At 63.2% G+C, this 16,931-nt stretch carries 16 protein-coding genes; all 16 read left to right on the top strand.

All coding sequences use genetic code 11. The annotated features are described in order from the left end of the window. Nucleotides 1–85 precede the first annotated feature (85 nt). The 16 genes from V6D91_RS05395 to V6D91_RS05320 all read left to right on the top strand — a co-directional run bounded on the left by V6D91_RS05395 (nt 86) and on the right by V6D91_RS05320 (nt 16,774). Nucleotides 86–1,084, top strand: coding sequence for a hypothetical protein (locus V6D91_RS05395; protein ID WP_347318464.1), 999 nt, complete (start codon nt 86–88; stop codon nt 1,082–1,084). Next, nucleotides 1,081–1,731, top strand: coding sequence for a hypothetical protein (locus tag V6D91_RS05390; protein WP_347318462.1), 651 nt, complete (start codon nt 1,081–1,083; stop codon nt 1,729–1,731). The genes V6D91_RS05395 and V6D91_RS05390 overlap by 4 nt, the downstream gene beginning before the upstream one ends. Continuing rightward, complete coding sequence (locus V6D91_RS05385) at nt 1,728–2,447, top strand: hypothetical protein (protein WP_347318460.1); 720 nt, start codon at nt 1,728–1,730, stop codon at nt 2,445–2,447. Before V6D91_RS05390 ends, V6D91_RS05385 begins: the two co-directional genes overlap by 4 nt. Then, the gene (locus V6D91_RS05380) at nt 2,440–2,892 is read left to right on the top strand and encodes a hypothetical protein (RefSeq protein ID WP_347318458.1); all 453 of its coding nucleotides are present in this window, start codon (nt 2,440–2,442) and stop codon (nt 2,890–2,892) included. The genes V6D91_RS05385 and V6D91_RS05380 overlap by 8 nt, the downstream gene beginning before the upstream one ends. Then, nucleotides 2,889–4,790, top strand: coding sequence for a pilus (MSHA type) biogenesis protein MshL (gene mshL / locus V6D91_RS05375; RefSeq protein WP_347318456.1), 1,902 nt, complete (start codon nt 2,889–2,891; stop codon nt 4,788–4,790). Before V6D91_RS05380 ends, mshL begins: the two co-directional genes overlap by 4 nt. Before the next feature lie 3 nt (nt 4,791–4,793). After that, on the top strand, nt 4,794–5,630 hold the full coding sequence (locus tag V6D91_RS05370; RefSeq protein ID WP_347318454.1) for an AAA family ATPase: 837 nt from the start codon (nt 4,794–4,796) through the stop codon (nt 5,628–5,630). A 4-nt stretch (nt 5,631–5,634) separates the two neighbouring features. Beyond that, entirely contained in the window at nt 5,635–7,077 is a 1,443-nt protein-coding gene (locus V6D91_RS05365; RefSeq protein WP_347318452.1) for a tetratricopeptide repeat protein, read from the top strand. A 3-nt stretch (nt 7,078–7,080) separates the two neighbouring features. After that, the gene (locus tag V6D91_RS05360; protein WP_347318450.1) at nt 7,081–8,790 is read left to right on the top strand and encodes an ATPase, T2SS/T4P/T4SS family; all 1,710 of its coding nucleotides are present in this window, start codon (nt 7,081–7,083) and stop codon (nt 8,788–8,790) included. A gap of 29 nt (nt 8,791–8,819) precedes the next feature. Further along, nucleotides 8,820–10,046, top strand: a complete 1,227-nt coding sequence (locus tag V6D91_RS05355) for a type II secretion system F family protein (protein WP_347318448.1) — start codon at nt 8,820–8,822, stop codon at nt 10,044–10,046. Between the two features lie 211 nt (nt 10,047–10,257). Next, entirely contained in the window at nt 10,258–10,725 is a 468-nt protein-coding gene (locus V6D91_RS05350; RefSeq protein ID WP_347318446.1) for a type II secretion system protein, read from the top strand. A 30-nt stretch (nt 10,726–10,755) separates the two neighbouring features. Next, nucleotides 10,756–11,175, top strand: coding sequence for a type II secretion system protein (locus V6D91_RS05345; RefSeq protein ID WP_347318444.1), 420 nt, complete (start codon nt 10,756–10,758; stop codon nt 11,173–11,175). 28 nt (nt 11,176–11,203) lie between these two features. Next, entirely contained in the window at nt 11,204–11,689 is a 486-nt protein-coding gene (locus V6D91_RS05340) for a type II secretion system protein (RefSeq protein WP_347318442.1), read from the top strand. Further along, nucleotides 11,679–12,152, top strand: a complete 474-nt coding sequence (locus V6D91_RS05335; RefSeq protein WP_347318440.1) for a prepilin-type N-terminal cleavage/methylation domain-containing protein — start codon at nt 11,679–11,681, stop codon at nt 12,150–12,152. The genes V6D91_RS05340 and V6D91_RS05335 overlap by 11 nt, the downstream gene beginning before the upstream one ends. Beyond that, complete coding sequence (locus V6D91_RS05330; protein ID WP_347318438.1) at nt 12,139–12,984, top strand: prepilin-type N-terminal cleavage/methylation domain-containing protein; 846 nt, start codon at nt 12,139–12,141, stop codon at nt 12,982–12,984. Before V6D91_RS05335 ends, V6D91_RS05330 begins: the two co-directional genes overlap by 14 nt. Continuing rightward, nucleotides 12,981–13,382 (top strand): hypothetical protein, encoded by a 402-nt coding sequence (locus tag V6D91_RS05325; RefSeq protein ID WP_347318436.1) that lies wholly within the window; start codon nt 12,981–12,983, stop codon nt 13,380–13,382. The genes V6D91_RS05330 and V6D91_RS05325 overlap by 4 nt, the downstream gene beginning before the upstream one ends. Continuing rightward, complete coding sequence (locus tag V6D91_RS05320) at nt 13,382–16,774, top strand: DUF6701 domain-containing protein (protein ID WP_347318434.1); 3,393 nt, start codon at nt 13,382–13,384, stop codon at nt 16,772–16,774. The genes V6D91_RS05325 and V6D91_RS05320 overlap by 1 nt, the downstream gene beginning before the upstream one ends. The last annotated feature ends 157 nt before the right edge of the window (nt 16,775–16,931 follow it).

Genomic DNA, 16,931 nt, shown 5'->3' with positions numbered 1-16,931 from the left:
TTCCGTCATGGCCCGCTGGATCGGCAGGCAAGCGTCAATCCCTTGGGACAGCCTCTTTCGACAAGGCACAGGATAGGCTTCGACAATGTTTGGGACAGGCTTTCTGAAAAGGAGAAAGGCATCCGCCCAGGGCCGGGTCGGCATCGCCATCGGCGCGCAGGGCATGCTCGCCGTGCGGGTGGGCCGCCCTTTCGACCCTCGTCCGCGCATCGAGGCCTGTACCTATCACCCCCATGTGGCCGAGGCTTCGTGGCCGCAGGCCTTCGCCGACCTCGCGCGGGATTTGTCTGCTGACGGGTTGCCTGTCGTCGTGTCCGTGAATTCCCAGCTGGCCAGCCTGCTCCAGCTGTCGCTGCCTGACGTGCCCGAAGCGGAGCTGGCCAGCGCGCTCAAGTTCCGTGCCCGCGAAATCAGCCCTGTCCCAGTGGATGACATGGTGCTCGATTATGTCGAAGTGCCGGGCATACGCGCGCGGGGCGGGGAGCGGACCGGCTACTGCGCGGTGGCGCGCCTCTCGCAGATGCGGGCCCTGCGCGATGCGATCAAGGCTTCCGGCATGACCCTTGCCGCCATCGACATCAAGGACATGGTCCTGCGCCACCTGCTGGCCCGATTTCAGCCGGGGGAGGAGAACGGCGCCCTCCTGTTCATTGGCGCACAAGGGTCGCGCGTCATCGTGGCGCGTGGCGACAGACTCTACCTGTTCCGCTCCAGCAATATCGGGGCTCATCATCTCGAAGGGACCGAGAGGAGGGATCCGCTGCAACAGGACCGCCTTGAGCAAGGCGAAGGTCTCGCCCTCGGCCGGGTCGAGGGGCTGGTGCTGGAGATCCAACGCACGCTGGATTTCTACGACAGCCATTTCACCGATCCCCCGCCGCGGCAAATCTGGCTGGCACCGGACTGGCCGTTCATCCCGCACCTCGCCCGCCAGCTCGGCGACCAGTTGCGCCTGCCCGTGCACGAGATCGCGCTGGCCGAGGTATTCGACGGTACCCAGCGGCTATCCGGCCAGCCGGCGGACCTGGCCTGCCTGGCGCTGGGTGCCGTCCTTCGTCCCCGCGATGAGAGGGCGGGCCGATGAAGAACCTGCTCAATCTCTACACCGACGAACTGCGTGAACGCCCGCTTCCCTACGGCTTGCCGTGGCTGGTGGCTGCCCTTCTGGCCACGGCTGGCCTGATGCTGGGTTATGGCCTGTGGACGCAGCAGCGGCTGGCCGGAATGGAGGAGGAGCAGCAGCGGCTGCACGCACGCCAACTGGCATTGAACGCCTCCATCGCGGCGCTCGAGGGGCAGCTCGTGAAACAGGACCGGCTCGAGGCGATGGAGCGGGAGATGGCCCGCTTGCGGCAGGCCAACGCCCGGCGCGAAACGCTGCTGGCCGAACTGCAGTGGCAGGTGAAGCATCCGACCGAAGGCTTTTCGCGCCAGCTCCGTGGACTGGCCGCCGCCCATGGTCAGGGTGTCTGGCTGACCCGCATCCAGCTGATGTCCCTGGCTGTAAAGCAGGACGAGCCGACCCTGCCCATGGACGTGCGCCTGTCCGGCCGCATGCACCAGGGGCAGCAGCTGCCTCGCTACATGGATGCCCTGGCCGAGGCGGAGGCCTTCCGGGGGCTGCGCTTCAACAGCATGCAGGCCCTTCGCCTTGACGGGGATGACAAGACCATCGCCTTCCTGATCAGCACCCGTGTGGATGACCAGCTGGAACAGGAGAAAGGGCCATGATCCCATCTCACCTCAAGCCTGCCATGGGCAGGGTCGTCGAACCCCTCCGGCAGCGTTTCGAGGCGCTCCAGCCCCGCGAACGCCTGCTCATCATCATGGTGGGGGTGGCCCTGGTTTGGGCCCTCGCCCAGCTGCTCTATTTCAATGCCGCCGCCGTGCGGGAGAAACAGCTGCTCTCGGCCACCCGGGAGGCCCGTCAGCAGCTGGCCCTGCTTGAAGCGCGTGAACAGATCCTGCGCATCCAGTTGGCCGAAGGGTCGTTGGCCGCGCTGGAGTCGAAGCGTGGCGAGCTCGTCCGCAGGCAGGCGGATCTGGATGTCGAATTGAAGCAGCAGGGCCTCAGGCTGATGGATGCGGAGCGCATGCGGCAGGTGCTGCATGAGCTGCTGCAGGGGTCGAACCTCAGCCTGATCGCCCTCCGTCGGCTGCCGCCGGAGCTTGCCTTCGGCGCACCGGCCGAAGAGGCGGAAGAGGGGTCTGGCGCGAAGCCTGCGCCCAAGGCGGGGGTACAGGGCATGGCGCTTTACCGCCACCCCGTGCAGATCGAGCTCGAAGGCCGCTATGTCGACATGGTGCGCTATCTGGAACGGCTGGAGGCAAGCCCATGGCGGCTGATGTGGCAGGGGCTGGACATCGAAACCCGTGATTATCCGAGCGCCCGCATGCGCCTGACCGTCTACACCCTGAGTCTGCAGGAGGACTGGATCGGTGTTTAAGCGTTTGGTGATCAGCGCCCTCGTGTTCTGGGCCCTGGCCTCAGCCGCAACGGCGGAACAACCCCCTCTTGCTGATCCTCTCCGTCCCGAAGCAGGCGTGCCGGCGGCGGAGCAGACGGCCTTATCCCCCGAGGCTGGCCTGCCGCGCCTGAGCATGATCGTGCGCAACCTGCGCCAGCATTACGCCGTGATCGATGGTTATCCCCGCCGTGTCGGCGAGCAATGGGCCGGCTATCGCGTGCTGGCCATCCGCCCCTCCTCGGTCTTGTTGGGACGTGAAGGAGGGCCACCGGTGGAACTGGGCCTGTTGTCTGGCGCCGTCATCAAGAAGCCTGTCCCGAACAACGCCGTCGGGAACGGCGTTGGGTCGCCGCAAGGCGACACCCGAAGGGCGGAATCCATGGATGGATTCCGCAACCCTGTCGAAGAGAATCTGCGTCCATGAACACCCTCCCTCTGCAAAGAACCTCTCTGCCCCTGGCCATTTTGACCCTGCTGGGTTTGATCCAGGGGTGCACCACACCGCGCACCGACCCGGAGCCACGCTTGGATCGGATCGAATCCTCCCTGCGTCCGACGACCGCCATGCCTGCAACGGTCGTAACCCCTCCGCCTGCCGTCGAGGCGGCCTTGCTTGCGCCAATGAAGGATGACCTGGCCCGCCTGGCGCCAAGTAAGATGGCCGGTCGCTTCGACGTGGCGGTCCACAATGCCCCAGCGCGTGAATTCTTCATGGGACTGGTGCAGGGCACGCCCTACAACATGGTCGTCCATCCGGACGTGCAGGGCAGCATCGACCTCGAGCTGAAGGGCGTCACGGTGGACGAGGCCTTGGGCCTTGTGCGCGCCAGCTACGGCTACGAATACGAGAAGGATGGCCTGAACTACGTCGTCCTGCCGCCACGCCTGCAGACCCGCCTGTTCCAGGTCAGCTACCTGAACGTCAACCGGGGTGGACAGTCCGGCACCCAGGTCAATTCTGGTCAGGTCAGCCAGACCCCGCGCCAGACAACCCCCGGCACAGCGGTGGCTGGCACCATGGGCGGGACCGGCACGCCCTACCCCGGCAGCGCGGGGACCACTTCGCCGTACGGCAGCCAGATCCACACCCAGTCGCAGTCCGACTACTGGCGCGAGCTGGCGGCCTCGCTCTGCACCCTGGTCGGTCTGCCGCTCAGCCAGGAACAGATGCCGGTGGCGGGCAGCACGCGCTCCATCAGCACCCCGCTCGGTTGCAACGGCGCCTCCCTGCTGGATGCCTCGGCAACCCCGGGGCCGCAGGGAACGGTCCCGGCGCGCCCGGCGGAGAGCCGCAGCATCGTCATCTCGCCGCAGTCCGGCCTGGTGGTGGTGCGCGCCCTGCCCTACGAGCTGCGTGAGATCGAGCGCTACCTGAAGCAGTCGGAGTCCAGCGTGCAACGCCAGGTCATCCTCGAGGCCAAGCTGATCGAGGTGGAGCTGAATGACGGTTTCCAGAGCGGCATCAACTGGTCCGCCCTGCGCTACTGGAATGGCGGTAACAATGGACTGCTGTTGGGGCAGACCGGCGGCGGCACCCTGCTCAATACCGGCAAGTCGGAGATCGCCGGCAACACCGGTGTGCTCAACCCGGACGCGAGGCAATTCATCGAGGGCACGGCCGCCTCCGCCTTTGGCGGCATGTTCGCCGCCACCCTGGCGACCCGGGATTTCACCGCCTTCATCGAATTGCTCAAGAGCCAGGGCAACGTGCAGGTCCTCTCCAGCCCGCGCGTCTCCACCCTCAACAACCAGAAGGCCGTGATCAAGGTCGGCAGTGACGAGTATTTCGTCACCGGCGTATCCTCGACCTCGACCAGCACCGCGGCGGGCACCAGCGTGGTGCCGGACATTCAGCTCACGCCCTTCTTCTCCGGCATCGCGTTGGACGTGACGCCGCAGATCAACGAGAGCGAGGTCGTGCTGCACATCCACCCGATGGTGACCGAGGTGGTCAATCAGACCAAGGAATTCACCATCTTCAACCAGACCCAGCGCCTGCCGCTGGCCTTCTCCAAGGTGCGCGAGGCGGATTCCATCGTGCGCGCCAAGAACGGCCAGGTGATCGTCATCGGCGGACTGATGGAGGATGCGGGCCGCCTGAACAACGCCAGCCTGCCGGGACTGGGCGACATCCCGGGGCTGGGCGAGCTGTTCAAGCACCGCAAGGATTCGACCCGCAAGACCGAATTGGTCATCCTGCTGCGGCCGGTGGTGGTGAACGGCGACGGTGACTGGCAGCAGGAGATCGATGCCACCCGCGTGCGCATCCAGAATCTGCGGGCGGTGGACAAGGCCAGCCAGCCTGCGCTGGTCGCGGAGTAAGGGATGTATCTGCAGCATTTCGGCCTGCGCGAATACCCGTTCAGCCTGACGCCCGACACGGGTTATTTCTACGCTTACCCACGGCACCAGGAAGCGCTGAACGTGCTGAAGGTCGCCCTCATCGAAGGCGAGGGGTTCATCAAGGTGACCGGCGAGGTGGGGACCGGCAAGACCCTGCTCTGCCGCACGCTTCTCGGTCAGCTCGACGACAGCGTGATGACGGCCTGGCTGCCCAATCCCCAGCTCGATGCCCCGGCCCTGCGTCGTGCCGTGGCGGACGAGCTCGGCGTGGATGCCAGCGGCCTGGATGACCACCAGCTGCTCAAGCGCCTGACCGAGCGCCTGGTCGGTCTGCATGGCGAGGGGCGGCGGGTGGTGCTGGTGGTGGACGAGGCCCAAGGACTAGGCGAGGAGGGGCTCGAGGCCCTGCGCCTTCTGACCAACCTGGAGACGGAAAAGAGCAAGCTGTTGCAGGTGGTGCTGTTCGGCCAGCCGGAACTGGACACCATCCTCGCCCGCCCCTCGATCCGCCAACTGCGCCAGCGCATCACCTTCAGCCATCGCCTCACTCCGCTCGACCCCGACAGCGTCGCGGACTATGTCATGCACCGCCTGCGCATGGCTGGCTACAACGGCCCGGCTCTACTCGGCGGCCGCGCCGCCCGCCTGCTGGCGCGGGGAAGCCGTGGCGTGCCCCGCTTGGTCAACATCCTCGCGCACAAGGCGCTGATGAGCGCCTACGGCAAGGGCGAGCGCATGCTCCGCCCGATCCATGTGCGCCGCGCCATCGAAGATACGGAAGACGCCACCCGCCCGCGCTGGGGCGGTTGGTTCGGGTAATGCCATGAGTCTCATCAACGACATGCTCAAGGATCTGGAGGCGCGCAAGGCCTCCAGTGGCCAGTCTCCCGGTGAGATGGCCCAGGTGGGTGAACGCCTGGCCTCTCACGTCGACGGTCTGCGGCACACGGACGTCACCCCGCCCATCGAAAGGGTCGTGCGGCGCCGTCTGTCCTGGCTGTTCTGGCCCTTCCTGCTGATCCTGTTGGCCATGGCCGCGGCCTTGTACCTGCTGCGCTCGGGGAACCAAGCCCCGATGGCTGGCCTGGGTTCGGTCGAGGAACTCGCCGGCTCACGGGATGAGACGCCCCCCTCCGGGCCCGAGATTCGCCAGGCGTCCAGTCCGGCATCCGCCCCGGAAACCGTGCCCCCAGCGACCCCGCAGCCGGCCCCGGGGGACGCGGAGGATGAGGTTCGTCTGGTCATGCTTTCGGCTGTTGACCAGGGTCAGGCGCTGCGCCTCGATCTGGCCTTCGACAAGGCCCTGCGGGAGGCCGTGCGCCTGAGCCGCGATGGCGAGCGGGTCGACCTCTACCTCCCGGGCATCCGCTCAGCGACGGTGGAAAGACCGCACCCCAGCCTGCGCGAATGGCAAAGTCAGCCGGCGGGTGAGGGTTGGCGGCTTGGATTCGTCTGGCCTTCGACGGCCGATGTCCGGCTCCAGCCGCGCAGAAGCGACGATGGACTGCGGCACTGGGAACTCCTCCTTGCTTCGCCAGCGCCGTCGGATCGGGAGGCCGCACCTGCCCTTGCCAAGGACGGGCATGGTGTGCCGGTCGCCACAGGCCCCGCGAAGAAGGAAGCGCCTCGGGCGGTTTCTGCCCCGCCCAAACCGGCTTCGGACAAGGTCGCGGGTTCCTCGCCCGGCCTTACGGCAGCGCAGCAGGCCGAAGCACTCTACGCCGAGGCCTGGCAGCTGCAGCAGAAAGGTCGTGCCGAGCTGGCCATGGATAAGCTGCGCCAGGCCGTGCAGGCCCAACCCGAGCACGTCCGCGCGCGCGAACTGCTGGTCCGTCTGCTGTTGCGGTCCGGTCAACCCCGCGCCGCGGAGATTGAGCTGCTGCGCGGCCTGGAGATCCAGCCCCGCCAGCCGGAACTGGTCGAGCTGATGGCGCGCCTGCTCGCCGATCAGGGGCGTGGACAGGAGGCCCTGGCGTTTTTGCGGGCGAGGATGGCCGCGGATCGTCTTGCCCACCAGGCCCTGTTCGCGGTGCTCGCGGCCCGCGCGGGCGACCATGCCGTGGCGGCGGAGGCCTACCGCCATGCGGCCGAACTGGATCCGCGTGATCCGCGCTGGCCGCTTGGACGCGCCATCGCCCTGGAGAACAGTGGCCAGCCGGCCACCGCCCGCGCGGCCTATGCCCAGGCGCTCGGCCTCGAAGGGCTGGATGCGGCCTCGCGCGCGTTTGTCCAGGAACGCCTCCAGCAGCTCGGTCAGGGGGAGTAAGTCATGGCGCAGGCAGTTCTGAAGAAGGTGCGGCTGGGCGACCTGCTGGTCCAGGCCGGTGAAATCACCGCCGAACAGCTGTCGATGGCGCTTGGCGAGCAGAAGCGCAGCGGGCACAAGCTCGGAGCCACGCTGGTCGAACTCGGTTTCACCACCGAGCAACGCATCCTCGAGGCCCTGGCCAACCAGCTGGGCCTGCAACTCGTCGATCTGCGTCACTACCGCTACGATCCCGAAGTGGTGCGCAAGCTGCCGGAGCATGTGGCCCGCCGCAACCGCGTCATCCTGCTCGACAACGATCCCGAGCAGCCGCTCATCGGCATGGCCGATCCGACCGACCTGTTCGCCTACGACGAGGTCTGCCGCGTGCTGGGCCGACAGGCCAACGTCGCGGTGGTGCGCGAAACCGATCTTTTGGCGGTGTTCGACAACGCCTACCGACGCACCGAGGAGATCGTCCAGCTGGCGCGTGACCTCGGGCAGGAGCTCTCGGCCGGCGATACCGACGTCGACCGCCTGCTGCGCGCCGAGGACGTGGCCGATGCACCGGTGGTCAAGCTGCTGCAATCCTTGTTCGAGGACGCCGCCGCCAGCCGCGCCTCCGACATCCACATCGAGCCGGACGAGACGGTCCTGCGCATCCGCATGCGCGTGGACGGGGTGCTGCAGGAGCAGGTGATGCCGGAGAAGCGCATCGCCTCCGCGGTGGTCTCGCGTCTCAAGCTGGTCGCCGGGCTGGACATCTCCGAGCGCCGCCTGCCGCAGGATGGGCGCTTCAACATCAGCGTGCGCAACAAGAACTTCGACGTGCGCCTGTCCACCATGCCGACTCAGCACGGCGAGTCGGTGGTCATGCGTCTGCTCGACCACAATCTGGAGCATTTCGATCTGAAAAAGCTCGGTATGCCTCCGGCCATCCTCGAGCGCTTCCGCCGCCAGCTGCGCCACCCGCACGGCATGATCTTGGTCACTGGGCCGACCGGCTCCGGCAAGACCACCACCCTGTATGCCGCGCTGCGCGAGCTGAACAGCCCGGAACGCAAGATCATCACCGCCGAGGACCCGGTCGAATACCGGCTGGAGCGCATCAACCAGGTCCAGGTCCATCCGAAGATCGGCCTGACCTTCGCCAACATCCTGCGCACCGCCCTGCGCCAGGACCCGGACGTGATCCTGGTGGGCGAGATGCGCGATACGGAGACGGTCGAGATCGGCCTGCGCGCCGCCATCACCGGCCACCTAGTGCTCTCCACTCTGCACACCAACGATGCCGTCAGCACCGCCGACCGCCTGCTCGACATGGGCGCTGAGGGCTTTCTCGCCGCCGCTGCGCTGCGCGCCATCATCGCCCAGCGCCTGGTGCGGCGCGTGTGTGAGAACTGCGCGCAGGAGCACATCCCCGACCCGCAGGAGGCGGCCTGGCTGCAAGGGGTGGGGCGCGACCCGGCCGCCATGCGCCTGCGCAGGGGACGCGGCTGCCCGCAGTGCAACAACACCGGCTATCGTGGGCGCATCGGCGTGTACGAGTACCTCGAGCCGAATGCCACCATGCTCGCCGCGCTGCGCCAGGAGGACGTGCATGCCTTCGCCGAGGCCGCCCGCCACAGTCCGCATTTCCATACCCTGCTGGAGAGCAGCCTCGACTACGCCGCGCAGGGGCTGACCACCGTTGAGGAGGTCATGCGCGTGGTGGGCGAGGTGGAGGAGGCATGATGCACGAGCTCTGGAAGGGCTGATCCGTCATGCCGATCTTTCTCTACAAGGCCCGCGACCCACGCGGCCAGCTCCAGCAGGGCCAGGTTGAGGCCGCCTCGACCGAGGCCGCGGCCAGCCTGCTGGGCGGCCAGGGTCTGATCCCGCTGGAGGTGCGGGAGAAGAAAGAGCGCGGCCGTCCGCTGGATGACCTCAAGCGCCGGCTCGGCATCGGCCAGCCGGGCCTGGCGGAGCTGATCCTCTTCTCGCGCCAGATGTACAGCCTGACCAAGGCCGGCGTGCCCATCATCCAGAGCCTGACCCGGCTGGCGGACTCCACCGCCAATCCGCGTTTTGCCGAGGTGCTGCGCGAGATCGTGCGTGACCTCGAGGGCGGACGCGATGTGGCCGGCAGCTTCGCCCGCCACCCGGCCATCTTCGGCACCCTGTACATCAGCATGCTGCGCGTGGGCGAGATGTCCGGCCGCATCGACGAGGCCTTCCTGCGCATGTATGAATACCTCGATCGGGACAAGGTGGCCCTCGACCGTATCAAGTCGGCCATGCGCTATCCCAGCTTCGTCATCGTCGCCATCCTCATCGCCATCGGCGTGCTCACGGTGCTGGTCATTCCGGCCTTTGCCAAGGTGTTCTCCGGCTTCCAGATGGAGCTGCCCCTGCCGACCCGCATGATCCTTGCCTTTTCGGGGTTCATGGCCGCGTATTGGCACATCGTCCTGGGTGGCATCGCACTGGCCGTGTTCGCCTTCAGGCGCTGGACCGCCACCGAAAAGGGCCGCCTGTGGTGGGACCGCGCCAAGCTGCGCATCCCCAAGGTGGGCGACATCCTGCTGCGCGCCACCCTCGCCCGCTTCACCCGGGCTCTGAGCATGGCGCTCGGCTCCGGCGTGCCCATCACCCAGGCGCTGGTCGGCGTGGCGCGCGCCAGCGACAACATGTACCTGGCGGAAAAGGTGCTTGGCATGCGCATGGGCATCGAGCGCGGCGATACCATGCTGCGCACCGCCATCCAGACGGGACTCTTCACCCCCGTCGTGCTGCAGATGCTGGCCGTGGGCGAGGAGACCGGCCAGGTGGACACCATGATGCGCGAGGTGGCCGACTTCTACGACCGCGAGGTGGAGTACGACATTGCCAACCTCTCGGCCATCATCGAGCCCGTCCTGACGGTCGTGGTCGGGGTCATGGTCCTGGTGCTCGCCTTGGGCGTGTTCCTGCCCATGTGGGATCTGACCCAGCTGGCCAGCCGGCGCTGAGACAACAGTTGCCATGTTTCGATAAAAGTGGCACAAAGAGCACAAACACCCCCTGAATAAACCCCTCGCCCTCTGGGAGAGGGGTAGGGGTGAGGGGATCCATGCCATTGCGCGAATGCGGGTTGGGCCTCCCCTGCGCCCAATCCGCGTTCCATGGTTGCTTCATGCAACGCAGTGGTTTCACCGGAATGATTGCCTGGAGGATAAAGGCATGCGTCTTGAGCGTCGTCAGAACGGCTTCACCTTGATCGAACTGGTCATCGTCATTGTCATCCTGGGTATCCTGGCGGCCATCGCCCTGCCGAAGTTCATCAACCTCCAGCGTGACGCACGCATCGCCCAGCTGGCGGCCATGGAAGGCTCGATGAAGGCGGCCGCAGCCATCGTCTACGGCAAGGCCCTTGCCAATGGCGCCAACACCGCCGCCGCCAACGTCGTATTCGCCGTCAACTCGGACGGCGTGACCAACGTCACCCTCGACTATGGCTACCCGGAAGGCGGCACCAACAACGGTATCGTCCAGGTGGTGGACTACAAGACCACCGACTGGACAGTGACGAACGCCGGCACCACCTCCACTTTCCAGTGGAGGAATGTGGCCAACTGCACCGTGGCTTACACGAGCCCTGCGGCCGCCAACGATCGGCCGACCATCACGGTGACCAATACCGGCTGCTGATCCATTCGCATTCTCTATGAGGACTCACCTATGAAAACCCCGCGCGCCCAAAGCGGCTTCACCCTGATTGAACTGGTCGTCGTCATCGTCATCCTTGGTATCCTGGCCGCGGTGGCGGTGCCGAAGTTCGTCGATTTGTCTGCGGAGGCTGAGAATGCCGCCCTCGATGGCGTGGCGGGGGCTATGTCCTCGGCCGCTGCGATCAATTACGCGGCCTACAAGGCATCCAATGGAACCAAAGGCGTTGCTTTGAGCGGAGCTACCAACGGAGATGTTTGTACGGTCGACAAGATGGAAACCATCATGCAGAAGGGCTCGCTGGATAAATACACCATTACAGCGGGCTCCACAGGCAAGGATACGACCAACCTTATCGCTTACTGCAAGCTGACCAGCAAAGCAGATACGACCAAGTCCAAAGACAACATTCCTGTGCAATTGACGAACTGATTCATCAATCACTAGGATGGCGGCACACATGGCTGTGCTGAGCAAAAAGGCGGCTCGAAAGCCGCCTTTTTCTTGGGCGGGAGGCTTCACCCTCATCGAGCTGGTCATGGTGATGGTCCTGCTCGGCATCCTTGCCGTTGTGGCCGTCCCACGCCTCAAGGATGCGGCATTCAATGAATATGGCTACTTTGAGGAGACCCTCTCCGCCGTGCGTTATGCACGTCAGGCGGCGATCGCGGCCAATGCGCACGTGACGGTGGCCCTAAGTCCCAGCGCCTTTCGCGTCTGCCAAGGCGATAGTTGCCCGGGCAGTAGCTATCTGAATAACCCCGCCAAGGGCTTGCCTTGGGATGGATCGGCCCGTGGTCAAGGTCTGGCTCCTCAAGGGGTAAGCATCGCAACCAGCATTTCCAGTCTTACCTTTGATGGCTTAGGTCGCCCGTCTGCTTCAGGGAGCCTGGCCATCGGCTCACATACCCTCACCATCGAGCCAGAGACGGGCTATGTGCACTGAACGCGCAGGCGCTCACGGTTTTACCCTGATCGAGCTGGTTCTGGCTGTGGTCATCCTCTCCATCGGCTTGGCAGGCATCCTGTTGGTGTATAGCCAAACCGTGGCCAAGAGCGCCGATCCCATGCTCAGGCAACAGGCCCTTGCCTTGGCGGAGGGTTACCTGGAGGAGATTCTTAGCAAGGGCAATCCAGTCAATTGCAGCGCCAGCACGCCCGCCAGTGGACTACCACGGGCGGACTGGGATGAAGTGGCGGATTATGACGGCCTGGATGATTCACCGCCGAACGATGTGCAAGGCCATCCCTTGGCGGGCCTTGAAGATTACCGCGTGCAGGTGGCGGCGGTGAGCGACAGCTTGCAAGGCGTCAGTGGCTGCAAGATCGCCGTTAGCGTCACACATGCCCGTGATGATGGCGCACGGGCGAGTTTGGTGGGTTGGAGGATGCAAGATGAGCCCTTATGAATCTTGCCCTCGTGGATTACCGAGCCCCCTCTTCGGAGGGGAGCTGGGTTTTACCCTGCTTGAGCTGGTTGTGGTGCTTGTTGTGCTGGGCATCATGGCCGCACTCACCACGGGCATCATCCTCAACCCCATCCGCGCCTACGAGGATCAGGCCAGGCGAGCCCAGCTCGTGGCCGAGGCCGATACGGCGCTCACCCGCATGGTGCGTGAATTGCGTCACGCCTTGCCCAATAGCGTGAGGGTCGCAGGCGGGGGGCAGTATCTGGAGTTTATACCCACCGTGGATGGGGGGCGTTATCGCGCTGCACAAGATCCCAATAACGCCGCGATCGAGGATATCCTCGACTTTACCCAGAGCGATTCGAGCTTCGATGTCGTGGGGGGGCTACAGACCGGGCAGGCTCAAGCGGGGGATGCGGTTGTCATTTACAACACCACCGCCACCGGCCCTGTGACCAACGCTTACCGTGGCGACAACCGCGAGGCCATCACTACGGTAGGTAGTCGTATTCAGCTTGCGGCCGCCAAGCGCTTTCCCCATCCATCACTCATCGCCCAGCGTTTTGAGGTCGTGCCGAGCAGTGGGCCAGTGACGTTCTATTGCAACAACGGGCAATTGCGTCGCCATACGGGCTATGGCTACGCGGTAAACCAGCCCACCGGTTTTACCGGCGAGGGTAGCCTTCTCGCAGAACATGTCAGCGTCTGTCAGATGGACTACGTTGCAGGGAATCAGGAACGCTCGGGTGTGGTAACCCTGCGCCTCGGCTTGAGCGACCAGGGCGAGAGCATCACCCTCCTCTACCAGGCCCATGTGATCAACGCGCCATGAAAAGGACCGGCGGCTTTTCCATCATCACCGTTGTGTTCGTGTTGGTCGTCCTGGCAGGCCTTGGTCTTTCGATGAGCCAGCTCGCTACCACTCAACACCTAGGGCAGGCTATGGCCCATGATGGGCGGCAGGCCTATTATGCGGCGCGCGCTGGACTGGAGTGGGGGCGCAGCCAGCTCACCCAAGGCAGTTCGCCTCAGTGCTTGGCGAGCCAGAACCTCGTGGTTGAAGGTGTTGCCGTGACTGTGACCTGCCAGGCTGCCTCCCCTGTGACGGAGGGTGCAGGCACCTATACGGCCTATCATGTGCAAAGCGAAGCACGCGGCAGCACCGTCATGGGTGTGGAATTGGTGCGTACCATGCAAATGAGTGTATGGGTCAAGACAGGAGGGGCGTGATGGATAGGCTACTGGGGTTGACCTTATCAAGTTTGTTCGTCTGGTTTTTCTTGTTCGCACCGGCTTATGCTGTCACCAAGGCCAATTTCGACAAGGTAACGGCTAGTTTTCAATGGGAAACGGTATCCACACCCGTTCCGGGTCTTAATTGTGATGATTGTGCCAGCCAAATTAATATCGGCTTTGATTTTCCCTTTGCTGGGGAGATGTTTAATAAGATCTATATATCGTCTAATGGATTGCTTTCCTTGCTTGCGGGGGTGAGTGATTATAACAACGCGAACCTTCCTACGTCGAATTTGACGGAAACCACCTCTGCCCTGATCATGCCCTATTGGGATGACCTGAATCCCGCGGCGGGCGGGAGTGTGACCTATGGCACGTTTGGCAGTGCGCCCCAGCGCCGTTTGGTGGTCAGTTGGAATGCCGTCCCGCACTACCTTAATACCGGTCAGTATAATGTCCAGGTTATTTTGTATGAGACGGGGGAGATCAAGTTTCAATATGGCGCAGGAAATGGTAATGGAGTGGATGCGACGATTGGCATTGAGGTGACCAATGATGATTTTATCAAGCATTCCTATAACCAGAATGCTGTTACGCCAAATTCGGCCCTCCTCTTTCGCCCCCAGCCTTATGTGCAGGGAGTGCTCCAGCCCTGCGGGAGCACCAACCAACTGACAGTACAATATTCTTATCCCGTAGCCTCAGGTAGCGCCGATCGGAAACAGAATTACAGTTTTTCTTCTTCCTCGACGCCGGGGCTTGAGGTCACCTCCGCCACGCTTTCTGCGGATGGTTATAGCGTGACCCTTGCGCTTAATAAGAACCTACAAGCTGGCGGGACTTATCAACTTCAGATCAAGGACGTACAAACTGCAAGTGGGCGTACGATCAATCCCAATCCAACAACGCGCCCTATTTCGGGAAGGGCGGGTCTTGTTGGCACCTATTATTCGCAATACGCCATCCAGAGAAATTATCATCAGGGCCCCTGGGTTAAGAGAAATGACGCGACAGTTGACTTTTCATGGGTAACGTCAACTCCTGATGTTTTGCCGCGCGGGGATGATTTTAGCGTGCGCTGGGAGGGTTATCTGATCCCCTCGCGTACCGGGTCGCATGTCTTCCAAACGTACAGCGACGATGGCATTCGCCTCTGGGTGAACGGAAGCAAGGTCCTGGATGCCTGGAATGATCATGCGCCTCGCTACGATACATCCTCACCCGTGACACTTATTGCCGGGAATGCGGTCCCTATCATGCTGGAGCACTATGAACGGGGCGGGCAGGCATATGCCAGGCTGTTTTGGGATGAGCCCGATGGTACCTCTGGGAATTTTAGCCTGATCCCTTCTTCGGCATTAAGTCCCTGTCCGCTCACGACGGCTGGACCGGATCATATCCGCATCGAGCACGACGGTGAGGGGCTGACTTGTCAGCCTGAGTCTCTGACCATCAAGGCCTGTGCGGATGCCGCCTGCTCCACGCTCTTTACCGGCGATGTGACGGTGGACCTGACCTCGCCTTCGAGCGGCTGGTCAGCGGATCCCATCACCATCAGCGGCGGTTCAGCCACGCTCAATCTGAGCGTGTCTAGCGCCTCGACCATCACCTTGGGGGCGAGCGCCACCTCCCCCACCGCCACCAACCCTACGCGCTGTTTCCGTGGTTCAACGGAAAGCTGTCAGATGGTCTTTTCCGCCTGTGCTGAGAGCTTTACCTGCCTTGAGGCGCGCGAGCCCAGCTCGGGCAACGATCTGCGCACTGGGCGCTTGTATACCAAGCTTGCAGGCACTGCGTTTAGCGTTGATGTGGCGGCACTTAGGGCCGATGGCACCCGGGAAACAAACTATGTGACAAGCGGGGGAAGCCCGCGCTCGGTGTGGGTTGAGCTGGTGGATGCCTCTGGCGGTGGCGCCTGCAGCAGCTTGCCTGCGCTTAATCCAGCCATTTCGCAGACCGTGACTTTTACCAGCAGCGATCAGGGGCGCAAGTCCCTTGCATCGATGACGGTCAACCAAGCCTGGCGTCATGTGAAATGCCGGGTGACTGACACTACGGTGACCCCAAGCAAAGTAGCCTGTTCAACAGATGGCTTTGCCATTCGTCCAACCGCATTTTCCTCCGTGACGACCACGGTGGCGACAGCAGACACTAGCCATGGTGCAGACCCCAATGGTGCGCCACGTCTTAAGGCGGGTTCAGATCCTTTTGATCTACGCGCCTTGGCCATAACGGGTTATGACGGCACACCCAAGACCGACGCTTCCAAGCTTGAGGCTCACGCTGGTGCGCAGGCCCTGGGGGCGCTCCTTGGCGGCTTTGATCCAGCCCCCCGCAATACAGGTGAGGCGGTAGGGCATGCCTTCACTTACAGCGAGGTAGGTTATTTTCGCCTGGGTGCTGAAGGTGTGTATGACGATGATTTCACTCAGGTCGATAGCGCGGGCGGGGATTGCACGAATGATTTTTCCAATACACAGGATGGGAATACGAAGTATGGTTGCAAATTTGGCAATACCAACCCCAGCGATTGGTTTGGTCGGTTTATACCGCATCATTTTGACACCGAGGTCAGCGATGCCTGTACGGGCTTTAGCTACTCTGGCCAGCCCTTTGGTTTGAAGGTCACCGCGAAAAATAGCGCGAGTGGCACCGTGCAGAATTACCAAGGCTCGTTTGCAAAACCGGTCGGCCTGTCCAATGTCACGGGGACGAGCGGTCAGTTTACTCGCGATTTCCTGGCGTGCACCCAGTGTGTGGAGTCCTCCGATTTCAACGCTGGAGAGGCTGACCTCATGGCAAACAAAAAGATTGCCTTTGAGTTTTCAAGTAAAACAACCGCCCCGGCGACCCTTCAGGTTCGCGCCAACGATGCTGACACGGGTGCGGCATCCGGTTCGAATGAGGGGCAGACATTGTTGCGTGCGGGGCGGATGAAGCTTGGGCAGGCGCACCAGTTCTTGGAAACCCAGTCTTTGACCTTGCCTGTACTGGCGGAGTATTACGATGGCAGCACATTTATCCAGAATCAGCTAGATGGTTGCACCAAGCTGGATAGCCCCTCCCTGGTGCGGCTGGATAATAATCAGCAGCAAAACCAGACCACGGGCAGCATCAGTGTGGGCGGTGGTTCAACCACATTGAGTGGGTGGGGTACGTTCTCATCCGGTGCCTTGAACCTTGACTTGAGTGCGCCAGGGGCGGGCCATGCTGGTTTTGTCGATATCACGCCTATGCTCGGGGTCAATGAGACGGGGAAGCAACCTTGGTTGCGCTATGACTGGGATGGCGATGGCGCGCATGACGATAACCCGGTAGGTCGCGCTTCGTGGGGTATGTATCGCGGCAACAAGAGTGTCATCTACCTGCGTGAGCGCTGGAATTGATGGGACGGCAAAAGCCTGTCCGATGACCATACCTGTGGGAGCGGCGTTCTGCTGCGATCAAGGCCCTGCCTCTTGTCGCCACGGCACGCAGTTCGCACAAGGCTGTCCTGCCGCAGTCGAGGGCTTTGAAAAGACCTTTCCATAGGCTGTTAACAGT

This window comes from Thiofaba sp. EF100, assembly GCF_039822285.1.
Taxonomy (GTDB): Bacteria; Pseudomonadota; Gammaproteobacteria; order Halothiobacillales; family Halothiobacillaceae; genus Thiofaba.
This window is presented reverse-complemented; position numbering and strand designations above follow the sequence as displayed.

What these genes read in the sequence shown, in the direction of transcription:
- V6D91_RS05395 (WP_347318464.1), top strand. Translation starts at nt 86, where the DNA reads ATGTTTGGGACAGGCTTTCTGAAAAGGAGAAAGGCATCCGCCCAGGGC.
- V6D91_RS05390 (WP_347318462.1), top strand. Translation starts at nt 1,081, where the DNA reads ATGAAGAACCTGCTCAATCTCTACACCGACGAACTGCGTGAACGCCCG.
- V6D91_RS05385 (WP_347318460.1), top strand. Translation starts at nt 1,728, where the DNA reads ATGATCCCATCTCACCTCAAGCCTGCCATGGGCAGGGTCGTCGAACCC.
- mshL (WP_347318456.1), top strand. Translation starts at nt 2,889, where the DNA reads ATGAACACCCTCCCTCTGCAAAGAACCTCTCTGCCCCTGGCCATTTTG.
- V6D91_RS05370 (WP_347318454.1), top strand. Translation starts at nt 4,794, where the DNA reads ATGTATCTGCAGCATTTCGGCCTGCGCGAATACCCGTTCAGCCTGACG.
- V6D91_RS05365 (WP_347318452.1), top strand. Translation starts at nt 5,635, where the DNA reads ATGAGTCTCATCAACGACATGCTCAAGGATCTGGAGGCGCGCAAGGCC.
- V6D91_RS05360 (WP_347318450.1), top strand. Translation starts at nt 7,081, where the DNA reads ATGGCGCAGGCAGTTCTGAAGAAGGTGCGGCTGGGCGACCTGCTGGTC.
- V6D91_RS05355 (WP_347318448.1), top strand. Translation starts at nt 8,820, where the DNA reads ATGCCGATCTTTCTCTACAAGGCCCGCGACCCACGCGGCCAGCTCCAG.
- V6D91_RS05350 (WP_347318446.1), top strand. Translation starts at nt 10,258, where the DNA reads ATGCGTCTTGAGCGTCGTCAGAACGGCTTCACCTTGATCGAACTGGTC.
- V6D91_RS05345 (WP_347318444.1), top strand. Translation starts at nt 10,756, where the DNA reads ATGAAAACCCCGCGCGCCCAAAGCGGCTTCACCCTGATTGAACTGGTC.
- V6D91_RS05340 (WP_347318442.1), top strand. Translation starts at nt 11,204, where the DNA reads ATGGCTGTGCTGAGCAAAAAGGCGGCTCGAAAGCCGCCTTTTTCTTGG.
- V6D91_RS05335 (WP_347318440.1), top strand. Translation starts at nt 11,679, where the DNA reads ATGTGCACTGAACGCGCAGGCGCTCACGGTTTTACCCTGATCGAGCTG.
- V6D91_RS05330 (WP_347318438.1), top strand. Translation starts at nt 12,139, where the DNA reads ATGAGCCCTTATGAATCTTGCCCTCGTGGATTACCGAGCCCCCTCTTC.
- V6D91_RS05325 (WP_347318436.1), top strand. Translation starts at nt 12,981, where the DNA reads ATGAAAAGGACCGGCGGCTTTTCCATCATCACCGTTGTGTTCGTGTTG.
- V6D91_RS05320 (WP_347318434.1), top strand. Translation starts at nt 13,382, where the DNA reads ATGGATAGGCTACTGGGGTTGACCTTATCAAGTTTGTTCGTCTGGTTT.